The organism is Sphingobium sp. EM0848, from assembly GCF_013375555.1.
Taxonomy (GTDB): Bacteria; Pseudomonadota; Alphaproteobacteria; order Sphingomonadales; family Sphingomonadaceae; genus Sphingobium.
In genome coordinates, this window is record NZ_JABXWB010000001.1 from 1,340,718 (window position 1) to 1,356,828 (window position 16,111).

Below are 16,111 nucleotides of genomic sequence, written 5' to 3' on the forward strand. Positions count from 1 at the left end.
CTGCTTTCAACTCCCCCGGCGCTTGAGAAACCGCGCCAGCGCCGAGTCCGACAACCGGACCTCCACCAGCATATCCTCGCCCTCCGCGCGGCTGCCGATCACTTCTCCATGTTCGTGCAACCATGCCGTTGCCGCACCGTCAGCCAACGGCACACGCAACTGGTGAAGTTGCGCACCGGAAGTCAGCCGCGCACTGATCATCCGCTGAAGGCCATCGACACCCTCGCCGGTCAAGGCCGACAGGATCACAACATCATCCCGCCGCGCAGCCGTTTCCCGCGCCAGAGCGGTACTTTCGTCGTCCAGCAGGTCAAGCTTGTTCCAGGCTTCTATAATCGGTGGCGGCTCATTGCCCTCGCCCGCTTCCAGCGCCCCTTCCCCGGCCACGCCCAGTTCGCCGAGTACGTCGAGCACGTCGTCGCGTTGCGCCTCCGTGTCGGGATGGGCGATGTCGCGCACATGGACGATCAGGTCCGCCGACAAAACCTCTTCCAGCGTCGCGCGAAAGGCCGCGATCAACTGTGTCGGCAGGTCCGAGACAAATCCCACCGTGTCCGACAGTATCGCCTTGTCCAACCCCGGCAGCGCGATCTGCCGCATGGTCGGATCAAGCGTCGCGAACAGCAAATCCTCTGCCATGACGTCAGCGCCGGTCAGCCGGTTGAACAGCGTCGACTTGCCCGCATTGGTATAGCCGACCAGCGCGATCACCGGCCAGGGTGCCCGCTGCCGCCGGGCACGATGCAGGCCGCGTGTCTTCGTCACCTGATCCAGTTCGCGACGAATCTTCGCCATGCGGTCGCGGATCATCCGGCGGTCGGCCTCGATCTGCGTTTCACCGGGGCCGCCGAGAAAGCCGAAGCCGCCGCGCTGCCGTTCAAGGTGGGTCCAACTGCGCACGAGCCGTCCCGCCTGATAATCGAGATGCGCCAGTTCGACCTGAAGCCGCCCCTCATTGGTCGCGGCCCGTTCACCGAAGATTTCCAGGATCAGGCCCGTCCGGTCGATGACCTTGGTTTCCGTCGCCTTTTCCAGATTGCTCTGCTGCACCGGGCTGAGCGCATTGTCGACAATGACCAGCTCGGCTTCTTCCATCCGGGCGAGCGTTGCGATCTGATCGACCTGACCGCTGCCGAACAGGGTCGCGGGCTTGCGGTCGCGCACGCGGAAGGCCTGCGCTGCCCGCACATCGATGCCGATCGCGAGGGCAAGCCCCTTCGCCTCCTCCAGCCGAGCGTCGCTGTCGCGGCGTTCCGGGCCGTGGACATCGGCGCGCACGACAATGGCGCGCGCTCCACGCGAAACCTCGTCTGCGGAATCTCTGTTGAAAACTGCCATATCGGCTTAACGCTTCTGCCCCCGGCCCGCTTCCGTCAAGTAGAGCCGGGGACGGAAAAAGCGATCAATCCTCGCCCTCGCCTTCACCGGAAAGGTCGAGATTATGCAGCGGCTGCACGGTCGAAATCGCGTGCTTGTAGACGAGTTGAACCATGCCGTCCCGCTCCAGCAACATGCAGAACAGATCGAAGGCCGCAATTTCACCCTGCAGCATCACGCCATTCACCAGGAACATGGTGACGGGGCTGCCGGACTTGCGCACCGCGCTCAGGAAGATTTCCTGGAGCAGTTTCGACTTGCCATTGCCGTCGCTCGCCTTGCGCAGATCGGTCAGATCCATGGATTGCGCCGGCATGACGGTGGAGATCGCATGCTTGTACACCAGTTGCGACTGACCATCCCGCCGCAGAAGCACGGAAAAATTGTCGAACCAGGTGATAATGCCCTGCAACTTCACGCCCTTGACCAGGAACATGGTCACCGGCGTCTTGCTCTTGCGCAGGCTGTTCAGGAAGATGTCTTGAAGGTTATTCACTTTGTCGGCCATGGTCTTCGCCAGTCCTTTATTGGCGGGACGTTACCCGCTCTCGCACTCCTGGGCAGAGTGTCTTGCCTGCCCCCGCCTGTCGGAAGCAGCGCGAACCTACCGCAATTGCGAAGAGCCGTCCATGCCCTGATTGGGTGAAAGCGATCAGCCGTCCTTCCCGTCCGTAATACCCAGCAGCTTCAATTTCCGATGAAGCGCGGACCGCTCCATGCCGATGAAGGTGGCGGTACGGGAAATATTGCCGGAAAAGCGCCGTATCTGGATGCGCAGATATTCACGCTCGAAACTCTCCCGCGCCTCGCGAAGCGGCGCGCCCATGATGGCGGACTGGCCCATACCTTCCGAACTGCCATTGCTGGTGAGTTCGGCCGGCAGCATGTCGAGTTCGATCCGCCCGATCCGCTCGCCTGGCGCCAGGATCATCGTGCGTTCGATGACGTTACGAAGCTGCCGGACATTGCCCGGCCACTCATTGGCCTGCAACGCAGCCATGGCGTCACTCGCGATCTCGGGGGACGGAACGCGGCGGTCAGCGGCGAAACGCGCCAGATAATGTTCGACCAGCGGCGGAATATCGTCGCGCCGCTCGGCCAGCGGCGGAATGACCAGCGGAACCACGTTCAGGCGATAGAACAGGTCCTCACGGAAACGCCGCTCCTCGATCTCCGTCGCCAGATTGAGCGCGGTCGAGGAAATGACGCGCACATCCACCTTCACCTGCCGCTGCCCGCCGACGCGGGTAAAGCTCTGGTCGGTCAGCACGCGCAGAATCTTGGCCTGAGTGGTAAGCGGCATGTCTGCAATCTCATCGAGATAGAGCGTGCCGCCATGCGCCTGCTCCAGATAGCCCGGACGCACCAGCCCGCTTGGGTCCTCGACTCCGAACAGTTCTTCTTCGACCCGATCAGGGTCCATCCGTGCAGCGGCAACGATGATGAAGGGGGCATCCGCCCGCCCGCTCCAGCTATGGAGCATGCGCGCCGCGACTTCCTTGCCCACGCCCGCCGGGCCGGAGATCAGCACACGGCTGCCGGTTCCTGCTACCTTCTTGATGGTCGCCCGAACGGCATTGATCGCCGCCGAAGTCCCGGTCAGTTCGTCATCCTGCCCGAAACGGGCGCGCAACACCTGATTTTCCCGCCGCAACCGCTCGGTCTCGGTCGCCCTCGACACGAGATGCAGCAACCGGTCCGCCTCGAACGGCTTTTCGATGAAGTCAGCGGCCCCCTTGCGAATGGCGGCCACCGCGGTGTCGATATTGCCATGACCAGAGATCATCAGCACCGGAATGGTCGCGTCGCGCCGCTTGATCTCATCCAGCAGTTCCAGGCCGTCCAGCTTCGAGCCCTGCAACCACACGTCCAGCAGCACCAGCGAAGGACGCCGCGAATCCAGCGCCTCGATCGCGCTGTCACTGTTTGCGGCAGTGCGGGTCGTGAAGCCTTCGTCCTCAAGCACACCCGCGACCAGATCGCGAATGTCCTCTTCGTCATCGACTATCAGAATATCAAGCGCCATGGGCCGTCACTTTTCCCTTGGGCAAGGCGATCACCTGCCCCTCTTCCAATTTTTCGAGTACCGCGACCGGGAAGCGCAACGTCACGCGCGCGCCGCCGCCTTCGGCATCGTCGAAGCGGATTTCGCCCATATGCTCCTCGACAATCTTCTTGACGATGGCGAGGCCCAGACCCGTGCCCTTGGTACGGGTCGTCATATAAGGCTCCAATATGCGTTCCCGCTCAGGCGGCAGGCCAATGCCATTGTCCTGCACCGAAATCAGCAGATTGCCTTCGTCGTGGCAGACGGTCATGCGCACCTTACCCCGCCAAGCGCCATCGTCGGCCGCCGGTTTGGGTTCTATGGCTTCCACCGCATTTTTGACGATATTGGTCAGCGCCTGTCCCAATTGCCGCCGGTCGCAGACCATCTCGATATCGCCATCCTCCAACCGATATTCGAAACGGATATCGGGATGAGCGACTTCATGGAGAAACAGCGCATGGCGAGCGATGTCATCGATCCGCTCCCGCCGGAACACCGGCTTGGGCATGCGGGCGAAGGAGGAAAATTCGTCCACGATCCGCCGCAAATCACCGACCTGCCGAACGATCGTGCCAGTCAGGCGGGTGAAGGTCGCCTTGTCGCTCGTCACCTCTTCGGAATAGCGGCGTTGCAGGCGCTCGGCGGCAAGCTGAATGGGGGTAAGCGGGTTCTTGATCTCATGCGCGATCCGCCGCGCCACGTCGGACCAGGCGGCGCGGCGCTGGTCGGAAAGCTGCTGGGTGATATCGTCGAAGGTCAGAATATGCCGAGAAGCATCCTCCGACACCTTCACCGCGAGCGTCCGCACATCGCCATGCGCGCGAATCTGCACGATGCCGGCTCCGTCCTGCGACTCGATCAACGCGGCAAGTTCAGGCGACACGTCGGTCAGCGGGCGGCCCACCGGATCATCCCCCTCCCGCACCAATATATCCGCCGCCGAGCTGTTGAGCAGCAGGATGACGCCATCGCGATCCACCGAAAGCACGCCCGCCGAAACCCCGGACAGGATCGCCTCGATAAAGGCGCGACGCTCATCAAGCTGGCTATTGGCTGCCACCAGCGCGCCGGTCTGCGCTTCCAGCCGCTGCGTCATCCGGTTGAAGGCGGACGCCAGCGTGCCAATCTCGTCGCGGGCCTGCGGACTGGTGACGCGCGCCGACAGGTCGCCCGCGGTGATCCGCCGCGCCGCCATCACCAGTTCATTGACCGGCCGCACCATCCAGTCGGCCACTTTGAGCGCGATATAGACCGCAACCCCCACCAGCAACAACGACCCGACGAACAGCATGATGTTGAAGCGCAACTGAAGCGCCCGGGATTGCGCGGCAAAAATGTCGTAATCCGACAACACCTTCTGCGCCCGCTCGACATTACTGAAGGCGGTCGATCCGGAATCGCGGGTGGCATAGAGATAGATTTTCGCGTTCGGATAGAGCAGCGTCACCGCTTCGATCTGATTGGGCTTGGCGGCGACCACGACGTTTTCGCCGGCGGCCAGCCGCTTGATCACATCGGCCGTCAGCATTTCCGATGCAGGCCGGCTGTCGGGATCGACCGTCGCCGCCGTGCGCGCCACGCCGTCATTGCCGACCTCTATGATCGCGGAGCGGTTCAGTTTCCGCGTCACCACCTGATAGATATAGCCCTCGGCAAAGCGCGGGCTCGAAACCTTCGACTGGTTCAGATAGTCGCGCAGGTCGCTCGCCATGGTGGTGGTTTCATCGCCGACCTCCCGCAAATTCTGCTCATAATAGCCGCGCGCCAGATCGCTCGCATTTTGCAGCATGCCGCGCGCGCTGTCGGAAAACCAGAATTGCACGCCATATTGGAACAGCAAGGAGGCGAAGATCACGACCAGCAGCATCGGCACGCTGGCGACGATGGAAAAGATCGCCACCAGCCGAACGTGCAATTGCCCATCGCTGCCGATGGCGGACTGCGTCGCGCGCCGTTTCGCCACACGCCGTCCCAGCAGGACCAGCAAAGCAATCGCCGGCACCAGATTGGCCACCAGCAGCAGCGCGACGATCGGCGGCGTCAGCAATGTGTAGCTTTGCCCCTGCCCGGTCAGCAGAAAATAGGTGATCCCCGCCACCCCGAGAAACAGGATCAACGTCACCACTTCCACCACTGTAGCCAGGCGACGGCGGAGGAAGGGCGGAAAATGCCTTTTCCATGCCCGGCGACGTACCGGGAGAGTCACTGCGCCTTCCATAGTGGCTTGGTTACAACATTAATGTGCCCGATCAAACACAGTAATTGTCCGAGGGAGGGCCGCCGGTCGAAAAGAGCTTTCGTTTCGTCCCGCCGCCTCAATCGCTGATCCGAAGCTGCAAGGGATCAAGCCCATAATCCGTCAGTTTCTTGCGCAGCGTGTTGCGGTTGATCCCCAACAGCCCGGCGGCGCGAATCTGGTTCCCGTCCACGCTCGCCAGCGTTTCCTGGAACAGGATCGGTTCGACCACCGCCAGCAGATCGTCGTGCAGATTGCGATTGGGCTGAATGACGCCGATCCCCAATTGCCGCTTCGCCCATTCCCGCACCGCCTGCGCCAGCAGGTCGGCGGGGGCAGCATGATCGGCGGGCACGGCATCCAATGGCAGGCTGTTGCGCAGAATCTCCGCCGTGATCACATTTTCGCGGCTGAGCACGGCCAGCCGCTGCATCAGATTCTGCAATTCGCGGACATTGCCCGGCCAGTGATAAGCCATCAGCAATTGCGCCGCCTCGTCCGAGAGGGATTTGCGCGGCAGGCCTTCCTGCGCCGCCCGATCCAGGAAATGGCGGGCCAGCAGGATCACATCCTCGCGCCGCTCACGCAGGGCAGGCAGGGCGATGGGCACGACATTCAACCGATAGTAAAGATCCTGCCGGAAGCGGTTTTCCTCGATCAGCCGGGGCAGGTCCTTGTTGGTGGCGGCAATGATGCGGACATTCACCTTGACCGATTTCGACCCGCCAACGGTCGTCACTTCGCCTGATTGCAGCACGCGCAGCAGCCGCGTCTGCGCCTCCATCGGCATGTCGCCGATCTCGTCGAGGAACAGCGTGCCGCCCTGCGCCTGCTCGAACTTGCCGGCGGTCCGGGCATGGGCGCCGGTAAAGGCCCCCTTCTCATAACCGAACAGTTCCGCCTCAATCAGTTCGCGCGGAATGGCGGCCATGTTGATGGGCACGAAAGGCTTCGTCCGCCGCTGCCCCAGGCTGTGAATCGCCTCGGCCACCAGTTCCTTGCCTGTGCCGGATTCGCCCAGCACCAAAATGCTGAGATCGTTCGACAGCACCCGCGCAATCGTCCGGTAAACCTCCTGCATCGCCGGGGAGCGCCCAACCAGCGGCAGGCCGTCATGCGGCAAGCCGGCATCGGCGGTGTCCTCATCGGCCTCTTTTCTGGCCCCCAGCGCATCGGAAACCGCCCGTGTCAGTTCGTTGAGGTCGAAGGGCTTGGGAAGATATTCGAACGCGCCCTTTTCCGTGGCGCGAATCGCGGTATTCAACGTATTCTGCGCCGAAAGGACGATCACGCTCAGCGCAGGCCGACGCTCCAGAATTCCGGCAATGCCTTCCAGCCCGTCACCATCGGGCAGCATGACGTCGGTGATCAGCACGTCAGGTGAAAAGCTTTCCAGAAGGGCACTGCGCTCCCGGATAGAGGCTGCCGTCTTGACCCTATGCCCCTGCCGCCGCAGCGCTTCACCAACGACCACGCAGATCGCCGGATCGTCATCCACCACCAGAACCGCGCCGATCGCCGCCATCAATCCATTCCCATCGGCAGCAAGATGCGAAAAGTCGATTCTCCCGCTTCCCTGTCACGCGAATATTGAACGAAACCACTCATGTCCCGTACCAGCTTGTCCACCAGCGCCAACCCCAGCCCCGTTCCATCCCGTCGCCCCGTGATGAACGGATTGAACAGATGGTCGAGAATATGTTCCGGCACCCCCGGCCCATTGTCGACCACCAGTATCTCAATGGGCAGCACCGCGCTGCCTTTCCCCTTCCCCACCACGACGGATACGCCATGGCGAAAGGCCGTTTCGACGCGGATGCGGGGCTTTTCCGTATATTCCAGCGCCTCGGCGGCATTTTTCAGCAGGTTGATCATCACCTGCACCAGCGCATCGTCATTGATATTGGCGAATGGCAGGGATGGATCATAACTCTTTATGATACGGATATTTTTTGCAAATCCCGCCGCGGCGATATTGGCCGCGCGGTCGATCAGAGGATAGATGTTGCCGTTACGGCATTCCAGCGTCCGGTCGGTCGTGAAATCCTGCATCCGGTCGATCAGCGCGGCGATGCGGTCCACTTCATTGCAGATAAGCTGGGTCAGGGCAGTGTCGCGCCCCTCATTGCCCGATTCCAGCAATTGCGCCGCGCCTCTTATACCGGACAGCGGATTTTTGATCTCATGCGCCAGGATCGCAGCCGCACCTATGGCGGAACGTGCGCCGCCCGCAGTGCCGCGATGGCCGATCTTGCGCGCCTGGCTCTGGGTGTGGATCGACACCACGCGCCAGCCTTCATGATCGACGATGGGGGAGATCATCAGATCGACCTCCATCTCCGCCGTTCGGCCGACATGCACGCGGATATCATAGGCCGCGATCGGCTTGTTGCTGTGCCAGATATCGAAACGCGCGCCCATTTCCGCGATACGGATGGTGCGCGCCACATCGCTGCCGACAATGGCGGACCGCGCCATGTTGAGCAGCGTTTCCGCCTTCACATTGGCGTCAGCGATGCTGTTATCCGGCCGGATCACCAGCGTCGCCACCGGCAGCGCGGTCATCAGTTCGGAAAGCGATGGCCCATCCTGTTGCGGTCGAAGCGACGGGATGGTCGTCATGTCTGTCGTCATGCCGCCTTGAGCGTCTCGACCGGCCCCTCGTCGGCGATCAGCGGTTCGTAGAAGCGCGCCAGCATGTCGAGTACGACCTCGCCGTCCGGCTCCTGATTCACGGCGTTGCGGAACTCGGCCGATCCCGGCAGGCCCTTGGTATACCAGCCGATATGCTTGCGGGCCATATTGACGCCCGTATGATTGTCATAATGTTCCAGCATTGCACGATAATGCTCTGTAATAACGCGATATTGCTCTTCCAGAGACGGGTCAGCCAGACGCTCGCCCGTTCGGAACCAGTGCATGACCTGCCCGATCAGCCACGGCCGCCCATAGGCGCCGCGCCCGATCATCACGCCATCCGCGCCACTCTGTTCCAGCGCCATCTCCGCATCATCGATCGAGCAAATATCGCCATTCACGATCACCGGCAGCGAAACGGCATCCTTGACGCTGCGCACGAACGCCCAGTCCGCCGATCCCTTGTACATCTGGCAACGGGTGCGGCCATGAACGGTGATGAGCTTCGCGCCCAGATCCTCCGCTATGCGGGCCAGTTCCGGTGCGTTCAGGCTGGCATGGTCCCAGCCCATGCGCATCTTGACCGTGACGGGAACGTCGACAGCCTTGACCGTCGCCTCGATCAGCGAAGCCGCCAAGGGCAAATCCCGCATCAGGGCGCTGCCCGCGTCGCCATTGACGACCTTCTTCACCGGACAACCCATATTGATGTCGATGATCGCCGCGCCGCGATCCGCATTGAGCTTCGCCGCCTCACCCATTTCGGTGGGCGAGCAACCGGCAAGCTGCATCGACACGGGTTCTTCCAGTGGATGCCAGGCCGCCTTTTGCAGGGATTGCCGCGTCTCCCGGATCATCGCGGCGGTCGCGATCATCTCCGTGACATTCAGGCCCGACCCATAACGCCGCACGAGCGTGCGGAACGGCATGTCCGTCACGCCGGTCATCGGTGCGAGCACGACCGGCATGTCAATCGTCACCGGACCAATGGAAATAGGGGAAAGCGTCGTCATCAATCTGTCACTGCCTAAAAAACAGGCAGCCCTTAGCCGAAATCGCCCCTCTCGGCAAGCAAAGCGGGTCTGGCGATCCGCCGCACCCTGCGATACATGGCCCGCCATGACAGAAAAAACCGTCGCATTGTTGGTCGCAGCAGGACAGGGGAATCGCGCGGGCGGCGAAATTCCCAAGCAATTCCGTCTCATCGGGGGCAAGCCGGTCCTGGCGCATGCCGTCGATGCCCTGCTCGCCCATCCTGCTATCGATTCCGTCACGGTGGTGGTCGGCGCCGGTCAGGAAAGTGCCGCTCGAGCCGCCCTCGCCGGACGCCCCATCGCTGCCATTGTCGAAGGCGCCGACAGCCGCCGAGGGTCCGTCCGCGCGGGGCTCGAACAGATCGCCGGTTCCGGCGGCGCAGCGCGCATTCTCATTCATGACGCCGCCCGCCCCGCCCTCCCCGCTTCCGTCATTGACCGGCTGCTGGCCGCGCTGGAGCATGCGGTCGGCGCCATTCCCGTCCTTCCGGTCGCGGACACGCTGGTTCGCCATCAGGATAATCGCGCGGGCGAAGTCGCGAACCGCGACGCACTCGCTCGGGTACAGACGCCCCAGGCATTCGATTTCAACACCGTGCTGGCCGCCCATCGCGCCTGGGACATTGCGCGGGAGGCGACGGACGACGCGCAGATGGTACGACATCAGGGCAGTGACGTCATGCTCGTGGCTGGAGACGAAAGGCTGGAAAAATTGACCTATCCGCAGGATTTCGCCCGCGCCGAGCGCAGCCTTGCCGCCGCGCGGAGCACCCGCGTCGGCATGGGCTATGATGTCCACCGTCTGGCCGACAAGGAGGAGCTTTGGTTGGGCGGCATCCAGATTCCCCATGATCGCGGCCTTTCCGGCCACAGCGATGCAGATGTCGCGCTCCATGCGATTGTCGACGCGCTGCTAGGCGCGCTAGCCGAAGGAGACATTGGCAGCCACTTCCCGCCCAGCGATCCGCAATGGCGCGGAGTCGCCTCTTCCCGTTTCCTGGAATATGCCGCCGAGCGTGTCGCGAAACGGGACGGCACCATCGAGCATGTCGACCTGACGATCATCTGCGAGGCGCCCAAGATCGGTCCGCATCGCGACGCCATGCGTGCACGGATCGCGGAAATCCTCGCCCTTCCGCTCGATCGGGTCAGCGTGAAGGCCACCACTACCGAGCGGTTGGGCTTCGCAGGCCGTCGCGAAGGAATTGCCGCACAGGCTGTTGCCACCCTCTCCCTGCCCACGCTATTCTGACGCCATGCCTGACAGCATCCTTCCCGCACCGCTTGTCGATCTTGCCGAGCGCGTCATCATCGCCAACCGCCGCGCCGGTCGTACCATTGCCGTGGCAGAAAGTTGCACCGGCGGCCTGGTTTCCGCAGCGCTGACTGAGATCGCCGGATCCTCGGAAGTGTTCGAGGCCGGATTTATAACCTATTCCAATGACATGAAGAGCGAACTTCTGAAAGTTTCGCAGGATGTCATTGAAACCTTCGGCGCGGTTTCCATCGCCACGGCGTGGGCGATGGCGCAGGGCGCGCTGAACAAGAGCCACGCCAATGTCGCCGTCGCCATCACCGGCATTGCCGGGCCCGGCGGCGGATCAGAGCAGAAGCCCGTCGGTACGGTCGTCTTTGCCCGCGCCGAGCGGGGCGGCAACCCCGACAAGGTCGTCGCCGACATGCATCATTTCGGGGATACTGGCCGGGGTGGCGTCCGCCTTCAGGCGGCGCTCTGCGCGCTCGAACTGCTGCTGCCCGAGTCGCCGGCGTAAAGCTCTGCAGCACGGGTCTCGAAGGCGCCGATCATCTTGCGCAGCGCCTTGTCGAACACCTGCCCCGCGAGCATCTCGAACAGCTTGCTCTTGAATTCGAACTCGACTTCGAAGTCCACCAGCACACCGCCCTTGCCATCGTCGCGGAAGCTCCATTCATTGTGAAGATGCTTGAGTGGTCCGTCGAGATAATCGACGCGCACATGATCCGGCCGATGCTTGTGGACGCGGGAGGTGAAGCTCTCCTTGATCCCCTTGAACCCCACGATCATGTCCGCGATCATTTCCGACTCGCTGTCGGAGCGGACACGAATGGCACTGACCCAGGGCAGGAACTCGGGATAGGCTTCGACATTCGCCACCAGGTCGAACATCTGTTCGGGCGTATAGGGCAGCGGCCTTGTTTCGTTATGCTTGGGCATCGGCTTATTTGGCGGCCTTTGCCAGTTGCGCCTCACGGGCTGCGCGCATTTCGGCAAAATCCTTGCCCGCATGATAGCTGGAGCGAGTGAGCGGACTCGAAGCGACCTGCAGAAAGCCCTTGGCCCGCGCAATCGCCGCATAGGCGTTGAACGCCGCCGGGGTCACGAATTCCATGACCTTGGCATGCTTCGGCGTCGGCTGGAGATACTGGCCCATGGTCAGGAAATCGATGTCGGCCGAGCGCATGTCGTCCATGACCTGATGGACCTCCAGCCGTTCCTCGCCCAGTCCCAGCATGATGCCCGACTTGGTGAAGATCGACGGATCGAGCTTCTTCACCGTCTCCAGCAGACGCAGCGACGCGTAATAGCGAGCGCCGGGACGAATGGTCGGGTAGAGCCGGGGCACCGTCTCCAGATTATGGTTATACACGTCGGGCCGCGCTGCAACGATCATCTCGACGGCCCGCTCATGTTTGTTGCGGAAATCGGGCGTCAGGATTTCGATGGTCGTGTCCGGCGTCGTGCGACGCAGCGCCTCGATCACCTTCACGAACTGCGTCGCACCGCCATCGGGAAGGTCGTCGCGGTCGACCGAGGTGATGACGATATGTTCCAGCCCCATTTCCGCGCAGGCGTCGGCCAGATTCTGCGGCTCATTGGGATCGACCTTCCGTGGCATGCCGGTCTTGACGTTGCAGAAGGCGCAGGCGCGCGTGCAGACATCGCCCAAAATCATCACGGTCGCGTGCTTCTTGGTCCAGCATTCCCCGATATTCGGGCAAGCCGCCTCTTCACACACCGTCGCCAGCCCCTTGGCCCGCATCAGCTTGCGGGTTTCATTATAGCCGGGGCTGGTCGGCGCTTTCACCCGAATCCAGTCGGGTTTGCGGGTTCGCTCGGGTCGATCGGTCGGCACAGGGATCGGGGCAATATCGGTCATGCGCCCCAGATAGCGATGCAGGGACACTCTTGCCAGCCCCTAGATTGTCCGGCACAGAGCGCGGCATGACCGATTTCGCCGACATGCTCGCTGGCTATCGCCGCTTCCGCAACACCGGTTGGGCGCAGCAGCGTGGGCGATGGGACGAACTAAACGAAGGGCAAAGCCCCCGCGTCATGGTCATCGCCTGTTCCGACAGCCGAGTCGACCCGACCCAGATTTTCGACACCAGCCCCGGCGAGATTTTCGTGGTTCGTAACGTAGCCGCGCTGGTGCCGCCCTTCGAAACCAATCCCGGCCGCCATGGCGTGTCCGCCGCACTGGAATTTGCGGTGCAGGTGCTGAAAGTGGATGAGATCGTCGTCATGGGCCATGGCAAATGCGGCGGCTGCAAGGCTGCGCTGAGTCAGGCGCTGAAGGACTCGCCTCCGGGCGAAGGCGGCTTCATCCATAGCTGGATCGAACTGCTCGACGATGCGCGGGAAAAGGTCGTGGAGCGCTTCGGCGACGATCGCGGCCGCGATGCCGAACGCGCCATGGAGCAGGAAGGGGTGAAGGTCAGCCTCGAAAACCTGCGCACCTTCCCCTGCGTCCGCAGCAAGGAACGCGACGGCGAACTCAAGCTGATCGGCGCCTTCTTCGCCATTGCCGACGGCCAGCTCCATCTGCTGGACGAGGCAAGCGGCGAATTTAACCCGGCACCGCTGGAGGCCTGACATGACGGCGCCGATCCCCAGCGGCAATGTTGCCCTGCTGATCGACGCCGACAATGCTTCAGCCGACCATTTCGACCCGGTGCTGACCGTTCTGGCGGAACTGGGCACCGTCAACATCCGCCGCGCCTATGGCAATTGGAGCAAGCCTGCGCTCAAGGGCTGGGCCAGTCAGGCGGTGATGCAGGCCATCGAAACCCAGCAACAGTTCGACCTGACCAAGGGCAAGAACGCCACCGACATGAAGATGACGATCGACGCCATGGACCTGATGGCGAGCGGCCGTGTCACCGGCTTCGGCCTGATGTCAAGCGACAGCGATTTCACGCCGCTGGTCACGCGCATCCGGCAGGAAGGCATCCCGGTCTACGGCTTCGGATCGGCCAATACCCCGCAGGCCTTTCGCAGCGCCTGCACCCGCTTCATCGATGTCGGCGCGCTGACAAGCGCGCGGGAGGACGCCCCGGTCGAACCGACAGAGCCCGATGACAATCCCGACGACGATGACGGCGCGGAGGTCGCGCCCGATCTCGTCAAGCTGCTGATCGACGCCTACAACGCCGTGAAACGCGACGATCAGGGCTTTGCCCGCCTCAGCGAAGTCGGCCAACTCGCCGGCAACCGCTCCAGCTTCGACACGCGCAATTACGGTTTCAAACGGCTGTCGGACCTTGTCCGCTCGATCAAGAATTTCAAAGTGGAAAGCCGCGATGGCCAGACCTGGATCAAGCGAGTCCACTAATGGCGGTCATCGCCCGCCATCTGATGATCCTTGGCCGGGTTCAGGGCGTATTCTATCGAAACTGGACCGTGGAAGCGGCAAGCAAATTGGGCCTCGCCGGCTGGGTTCGCAACCGCATCGACGGCAGCGTGGAAGCGCTGGTGGAGGGGCCGCAGGACGCTGTGGAGCAATTCATTGCCCTTGCGCATGAAGGCCCGCCGGCCGCTCGCGTTGCGCGGATCGACTCTCAGGATATGGCGCCTGAAGGCCTCACATCCTTCCAGAAGCGGCCAAGCTGCTGATCCTTGGCTTATCCCTGATCGAATAAAAAAAAGGCCGATCCCAAGGGGACCGGCCTGAAAGTTTTAGGAGAGGATGCCTGAAAGGCACTCCCTATGTGCGGTGCAGCACGTTATTTCGCAAGTGCGAAAGACGAAACCTTCATTGCAATGATTGCAACCGGGTTATCGTCCACGCGATGCACCACTCAAATCAGCGGGTCAGCTTCTTATAGGCAAGCCGCGTCGGACGATCCGCCGCATCGCCCAGACGACGGCGCTTGTCCTCTTCATACATTTCGAAATTGCCTTCGAACCATTCGACATGGCTGTCGCCCTCAAAGGCTAGGATGTGAGTTGCCAGACGGTCGAGGAAGAAACGGTCGTGGCTGATGACCACGGCGCAGCCCGCGAAATTCTCGATGGCTTCTTCCAAAGCCGCCAGCGTTTCGACGTCAAGGTCGTTGGTCGGTTCGTCGAGCAGCAGCACATTGCCGCCCTTCTTCAGCATCTTGGCGATGTGGACGCGATTGCGCTCACCGCCCGACAGCTTGCCGACATTCTTCTGCTGGTCCTGCCCCTTGAAATTGAAGGCGCCGACATAGGCGCGGGTCGACATGTCGTGACCGTTGACCTTCACATAATCGAGGCCGTCGGACACTTCTTCCCAGACATTCTTCGACGGATCGAGATGGTCACGGCTCTGGTCGACATAGCCCAGACGCACGGTCGAACCGATATCGATCTCACCCGAATCGGGCTGTTCCTGCCCGGTGATGATCTTGAACAGCGTCGACTTACCCGCGCCGTTCGGCCCGATCACGCCGACAATGCCGCCCGGCGGCAGCATGAAGGACAGGTTTTCGAACAGCAGCTTGTCGCCATAGGCCTTCGAGATATTCTTGGCCTCGATCACCTTGCCGCCCAGACGCTCGGGCACCTGAATGACGATCTGCGCCTTGCCGGGCGTACGGTTTTCCTGCGCGGCGACCAGCTCCTCGAACTTCTTGATACGCGCCTTGGACTTGGTCTGGCGACCTTTGACACCGGCGCGAATCCATTCCAGCTCGTCCTTGATCGCCTTCTGGCGGCCGGATTCCTCACGGGATTCCTGCTCCAGACGCTGTGCTTTCTTTTCGAGGTAAGTGGAATAATTGCCCTCGTAGGGGAAATATTTTCCGCGATCGAGTTCGAGGATCCAACCCACGACATTATCGAGGAAATAGCGGTCGTGGGTGATCATCAGCACCGCGCCCGCATATTCCTTGAGATGGTTTTCCAGCCACTCGACGCTCTCGGCATCCAGATGGTTGGTCGGTTCGTCGAGCAGCAGGATGTCCGGCTTCTGGATCAGCAGGCGAGTCAACGCGATACGGCGCTTTTCACCGCCCGACAGGCTGTCGACCGGCCAGTCCGAAGGGGGGCAGCGCAGCGCCTCCATCGCGATCTCAAGCTGGTTGTCCAGCGTCCAGCCGTCGACCGCATCGATCTGCTCCTGCAACGTGCCCATTTCCTCCATGAGCGCGTCGAAATCGGCATCTTCCGGCGGATCGGCCATGATCATGCTGATCTCGTTGAAGCGGTCCATCTTGTCCGCAATCTCGCGGGCGCCGTCCTTGACGTTCTCAAGGACGTTCTTGCTCGGGTCGAGCTGCGGCTCCTGCGGCAGATAGCCGACGGTGATATTCTCGCCGGGCCACGCCTCGCCGGTGAAATCCTTGTCGATGCCGCCCATGATCTTCATCAGCGTCGACTTGCCCGCGCCGTTGGGGCCGACGATGCCGATCTTGGCGCCGCGATAGAATTGCAGATTGATGGCGTTAAGCACCGGCTTCTGGGCGCCGGGAAAACTCTTGGTCATGTTTTTCATGACAAAGGCATATTGCGATGAGGCGGACATGGTTCGCGCGAGCTCCGAAAGTCAGACA

At 62.1% G+C, this 16,111-nt stretch carries 15 protein-coding genes; 5 read left to right on the forward strand and 10 right to left on the reverse strand.

All coding sequences use genetic code 11. The annotated features are described in order from the left end of the window. Window positions 1-6: 6 nt before the first annotated feature. From hflX to dusB, 7 genes are all read right to left on the reverse strand, one after another. Complete coding sequence (gene hflX, locus HUK73_RS06330; RefSeq protein WP_176591136.1) at window positions 7-1,338, reverse strand: GTPase HflX; 1,332 nt, start codon at window positions 1,336-1,338, stop codon at window positions 7-9. 64 nt (window positions 1,339-1,402) lie between these two features. Then, window positions 1,403-1,885 (reverse strand): RNA chaperone Hfq, encoded by a 483-nt coding sequence (hfq, locus tag HUK73_RS06335; protein ID WP_176591137.1) that lies wholly within the window; start codon window positions 1,883-1,885, stop codon window positions 1,403-1,405. A gap of 144 nt (window positions 1,886-2,029) precedes the next feature. Continuing rightward, the gene (locus HUK73_RS06340) at window positions 2,030-3,403 is read right to left on the reverse strand and encodes a sigma-54 dependent transcriptional regulator (RefSeq protein WP_176591138.1); all 1,374 of its coding nucleotides are present in this window, start codon (window positions 3,401-3,403) and stop codon (window positions 2,030-2,032) included. Next, complete coding sequence (locus HUK73_RS06345; protein ID WP_176591139.1) at window positions 3,393-5,645, reverse strand: ATP-binding protein; 2,253 nt, start codon at window positions 5,643-5,645, stop codon at window positions 3,393-3,395. Before HUK73_RS06345 ends, HUK73_RS06340 begins: the two co-directional genes overlap by 11 nt. A 97-nt stretch (window positions 5,646-5,742) precedes the next feature. Continuing rightward, a complete protein-coding gene (gene ntrC, locus HUK73_RS06350; RefSeq protein WP_176591140.1) occupies window positions 5,743-7,188 on the reverse strand; it encodes a nitrogen regulation protein NR(I) in 1,446 nt (481 codons plus the stop codon). After that, the gene (locus HUK73_RS06355; RefSeq protein WP_176591141.1) at window positions 7,188-8,297 is read right to left on the reverse strand and encodes a nitrogen regulation protein NR(II); all 1,110 of its coding nucleotides are present in this window, start codon (window positions 8,295-8,297) and stop codon (window positions 7,188-7,190) included. The genes ntrC and HUK73_RS06355 overlap by 1 nt, the downstream gene beginning before the upstream one ends. Further along, window positions 8,294-9,313, reverse strand: coding sequence for a tRNA dihydrouridine synthase DusB (gene dusB / locus HUK73_RS06360; protein ID WP_176591142.1), 1,020 nt, complete (start codon window positions 9,311-9,313; stop codon window positions 8,294-8,296). The genes HUK73_RS06355 and dusB overlap by 4 nt, the downstream gene beginning before the upstream one ends. Before the next feature lie 106 nt (window positions 9,314-9,419). Between dusB and HUK73_RS06365 the strand changes: the two genes are divergently transcribed. Further along, window positions 9,420-10,586 carry a bifunctional 2-C-methyl-D-erythritol 4-phosphate cytidylyltransferase/2-C-methyl-D-erythritol 2,4-cyclodiphosphate synthase gene (locus tag HUK73_RS06365; protein ID WP_176591143.1) on the forward strand — a complete coding sequence of 389 codons (1,167 nt, stop codon included), beginning with the start codon at window positions 9,420-9,422 and terminating at the stop codon, window positions 10,584-10,586. A 4-nt stretch (window positions 10,587-10,590) separates the two neighbouring features. Continuing rightward, on the forward strand, window positions 10,591-11,106 hold the full coding sequence (locus HUK73_RS06370) for a CinA family protein (protein ID WP_176591144.1): 516 nt from the start codon (window positions 10,591-10,593) through the stop codon (window positions 11,104-11,106). Here the strand turns inward: HUK73_RS06370 and HUK73_RS06375 are convergent. Next, complete coding sequence (locus HUK73_RS06375; RefSeq protein ID WP_176591145.1) at window positions 11,055-11,528, reverse strand: type II toxin-antitoxin system RatA family toxin; 474 nt, start codon at window positions 11,526-11,528, stop codon at window positions 11,055-11,057. The genes HUK73_RS06370 and HUK73_RS06375 overlap by 52 nt on opposite strands. Window positions 11,529-11,532: 4 nt before the next feature. Next, complete coding sequence (gene lipA / locus HUK73_RS06380; RefSeq protein ID WP_218036523.1) at window positions 11,533-12,471, reverse strand: lipoyl synthase; 939 nt, start codon at window positions 12,469-12,471, stop codon at window positions 11,533-11,535. 65 nt (window positions 12,472-12,536) lie between these two features. On the opposite strand from lipA, the gene HUK73_RS06385 reads away from it, so the two are divergent. Genes HUK73_RS06385 through HUK73_RS06395 form a run of 3 tightly spaced genes read left to right on the forward strand, consistent with a single transcriptional unit; the run spans window position 12,537 to window position 14,207 of the window. Next, window positions 12,537-13,187 carry a carbonic anhydrase gene (locus HUK73_RS06385; protein ID WP_176591147.1) on the forward strand — a complete coding sequence of 217 codons (651 nt, stop codon included), beginning with the start codon at window positions 12,537-12,539 and terminating at the stop codon, window positions 13,185-13,187. Between the two features lies 1 nt (window position 13,188). Further along, window positions 13,189-13,926: an NYN domain-containing protein gene (locus HUK73_RS06390; RefSeq protein ID WP_176591148.1), complete on the forward strand. Its 738-nt coding sequence runs from the start codon at window positions 13,189-13,191 to the stop codon at window positions 13,924-13,926. Continuing rightward, window positions 13,926-14,207 (forward strand): acylphosphatase, encoded by a 282-nt coding sequence (locus HUK73_RS06395; RefSeq protein WP_176591149.1) that lies wholly within the window; start codon window positions 13,926-13,928, stop codon window positions 14,205-14,207. The genes HUK73_RS06390 and HUK73_RS06395 overlap by 1 nt, the downstream gene beginning before the upstream one ends. A 190-nt stretch (window positions 14,208-14,397) precedes the next feature. Here the strand turns inward: HUK73_RS06395 and ettA are convergent, their stop codons facing one another. Further along, complete coding sequence (gene ettA, locus HUK73_RS06400) at window positions 14,398-16,083, reverse strand: energy-dependent translational throttle protein EttA (protein WP_176591150.1); 1,686 nt, start codon at window positions 16,081-16,083, stop codon at window positions 14,398-14,400. Window positions 16,084-16,111: the final 28 nt, after the last annotated feature.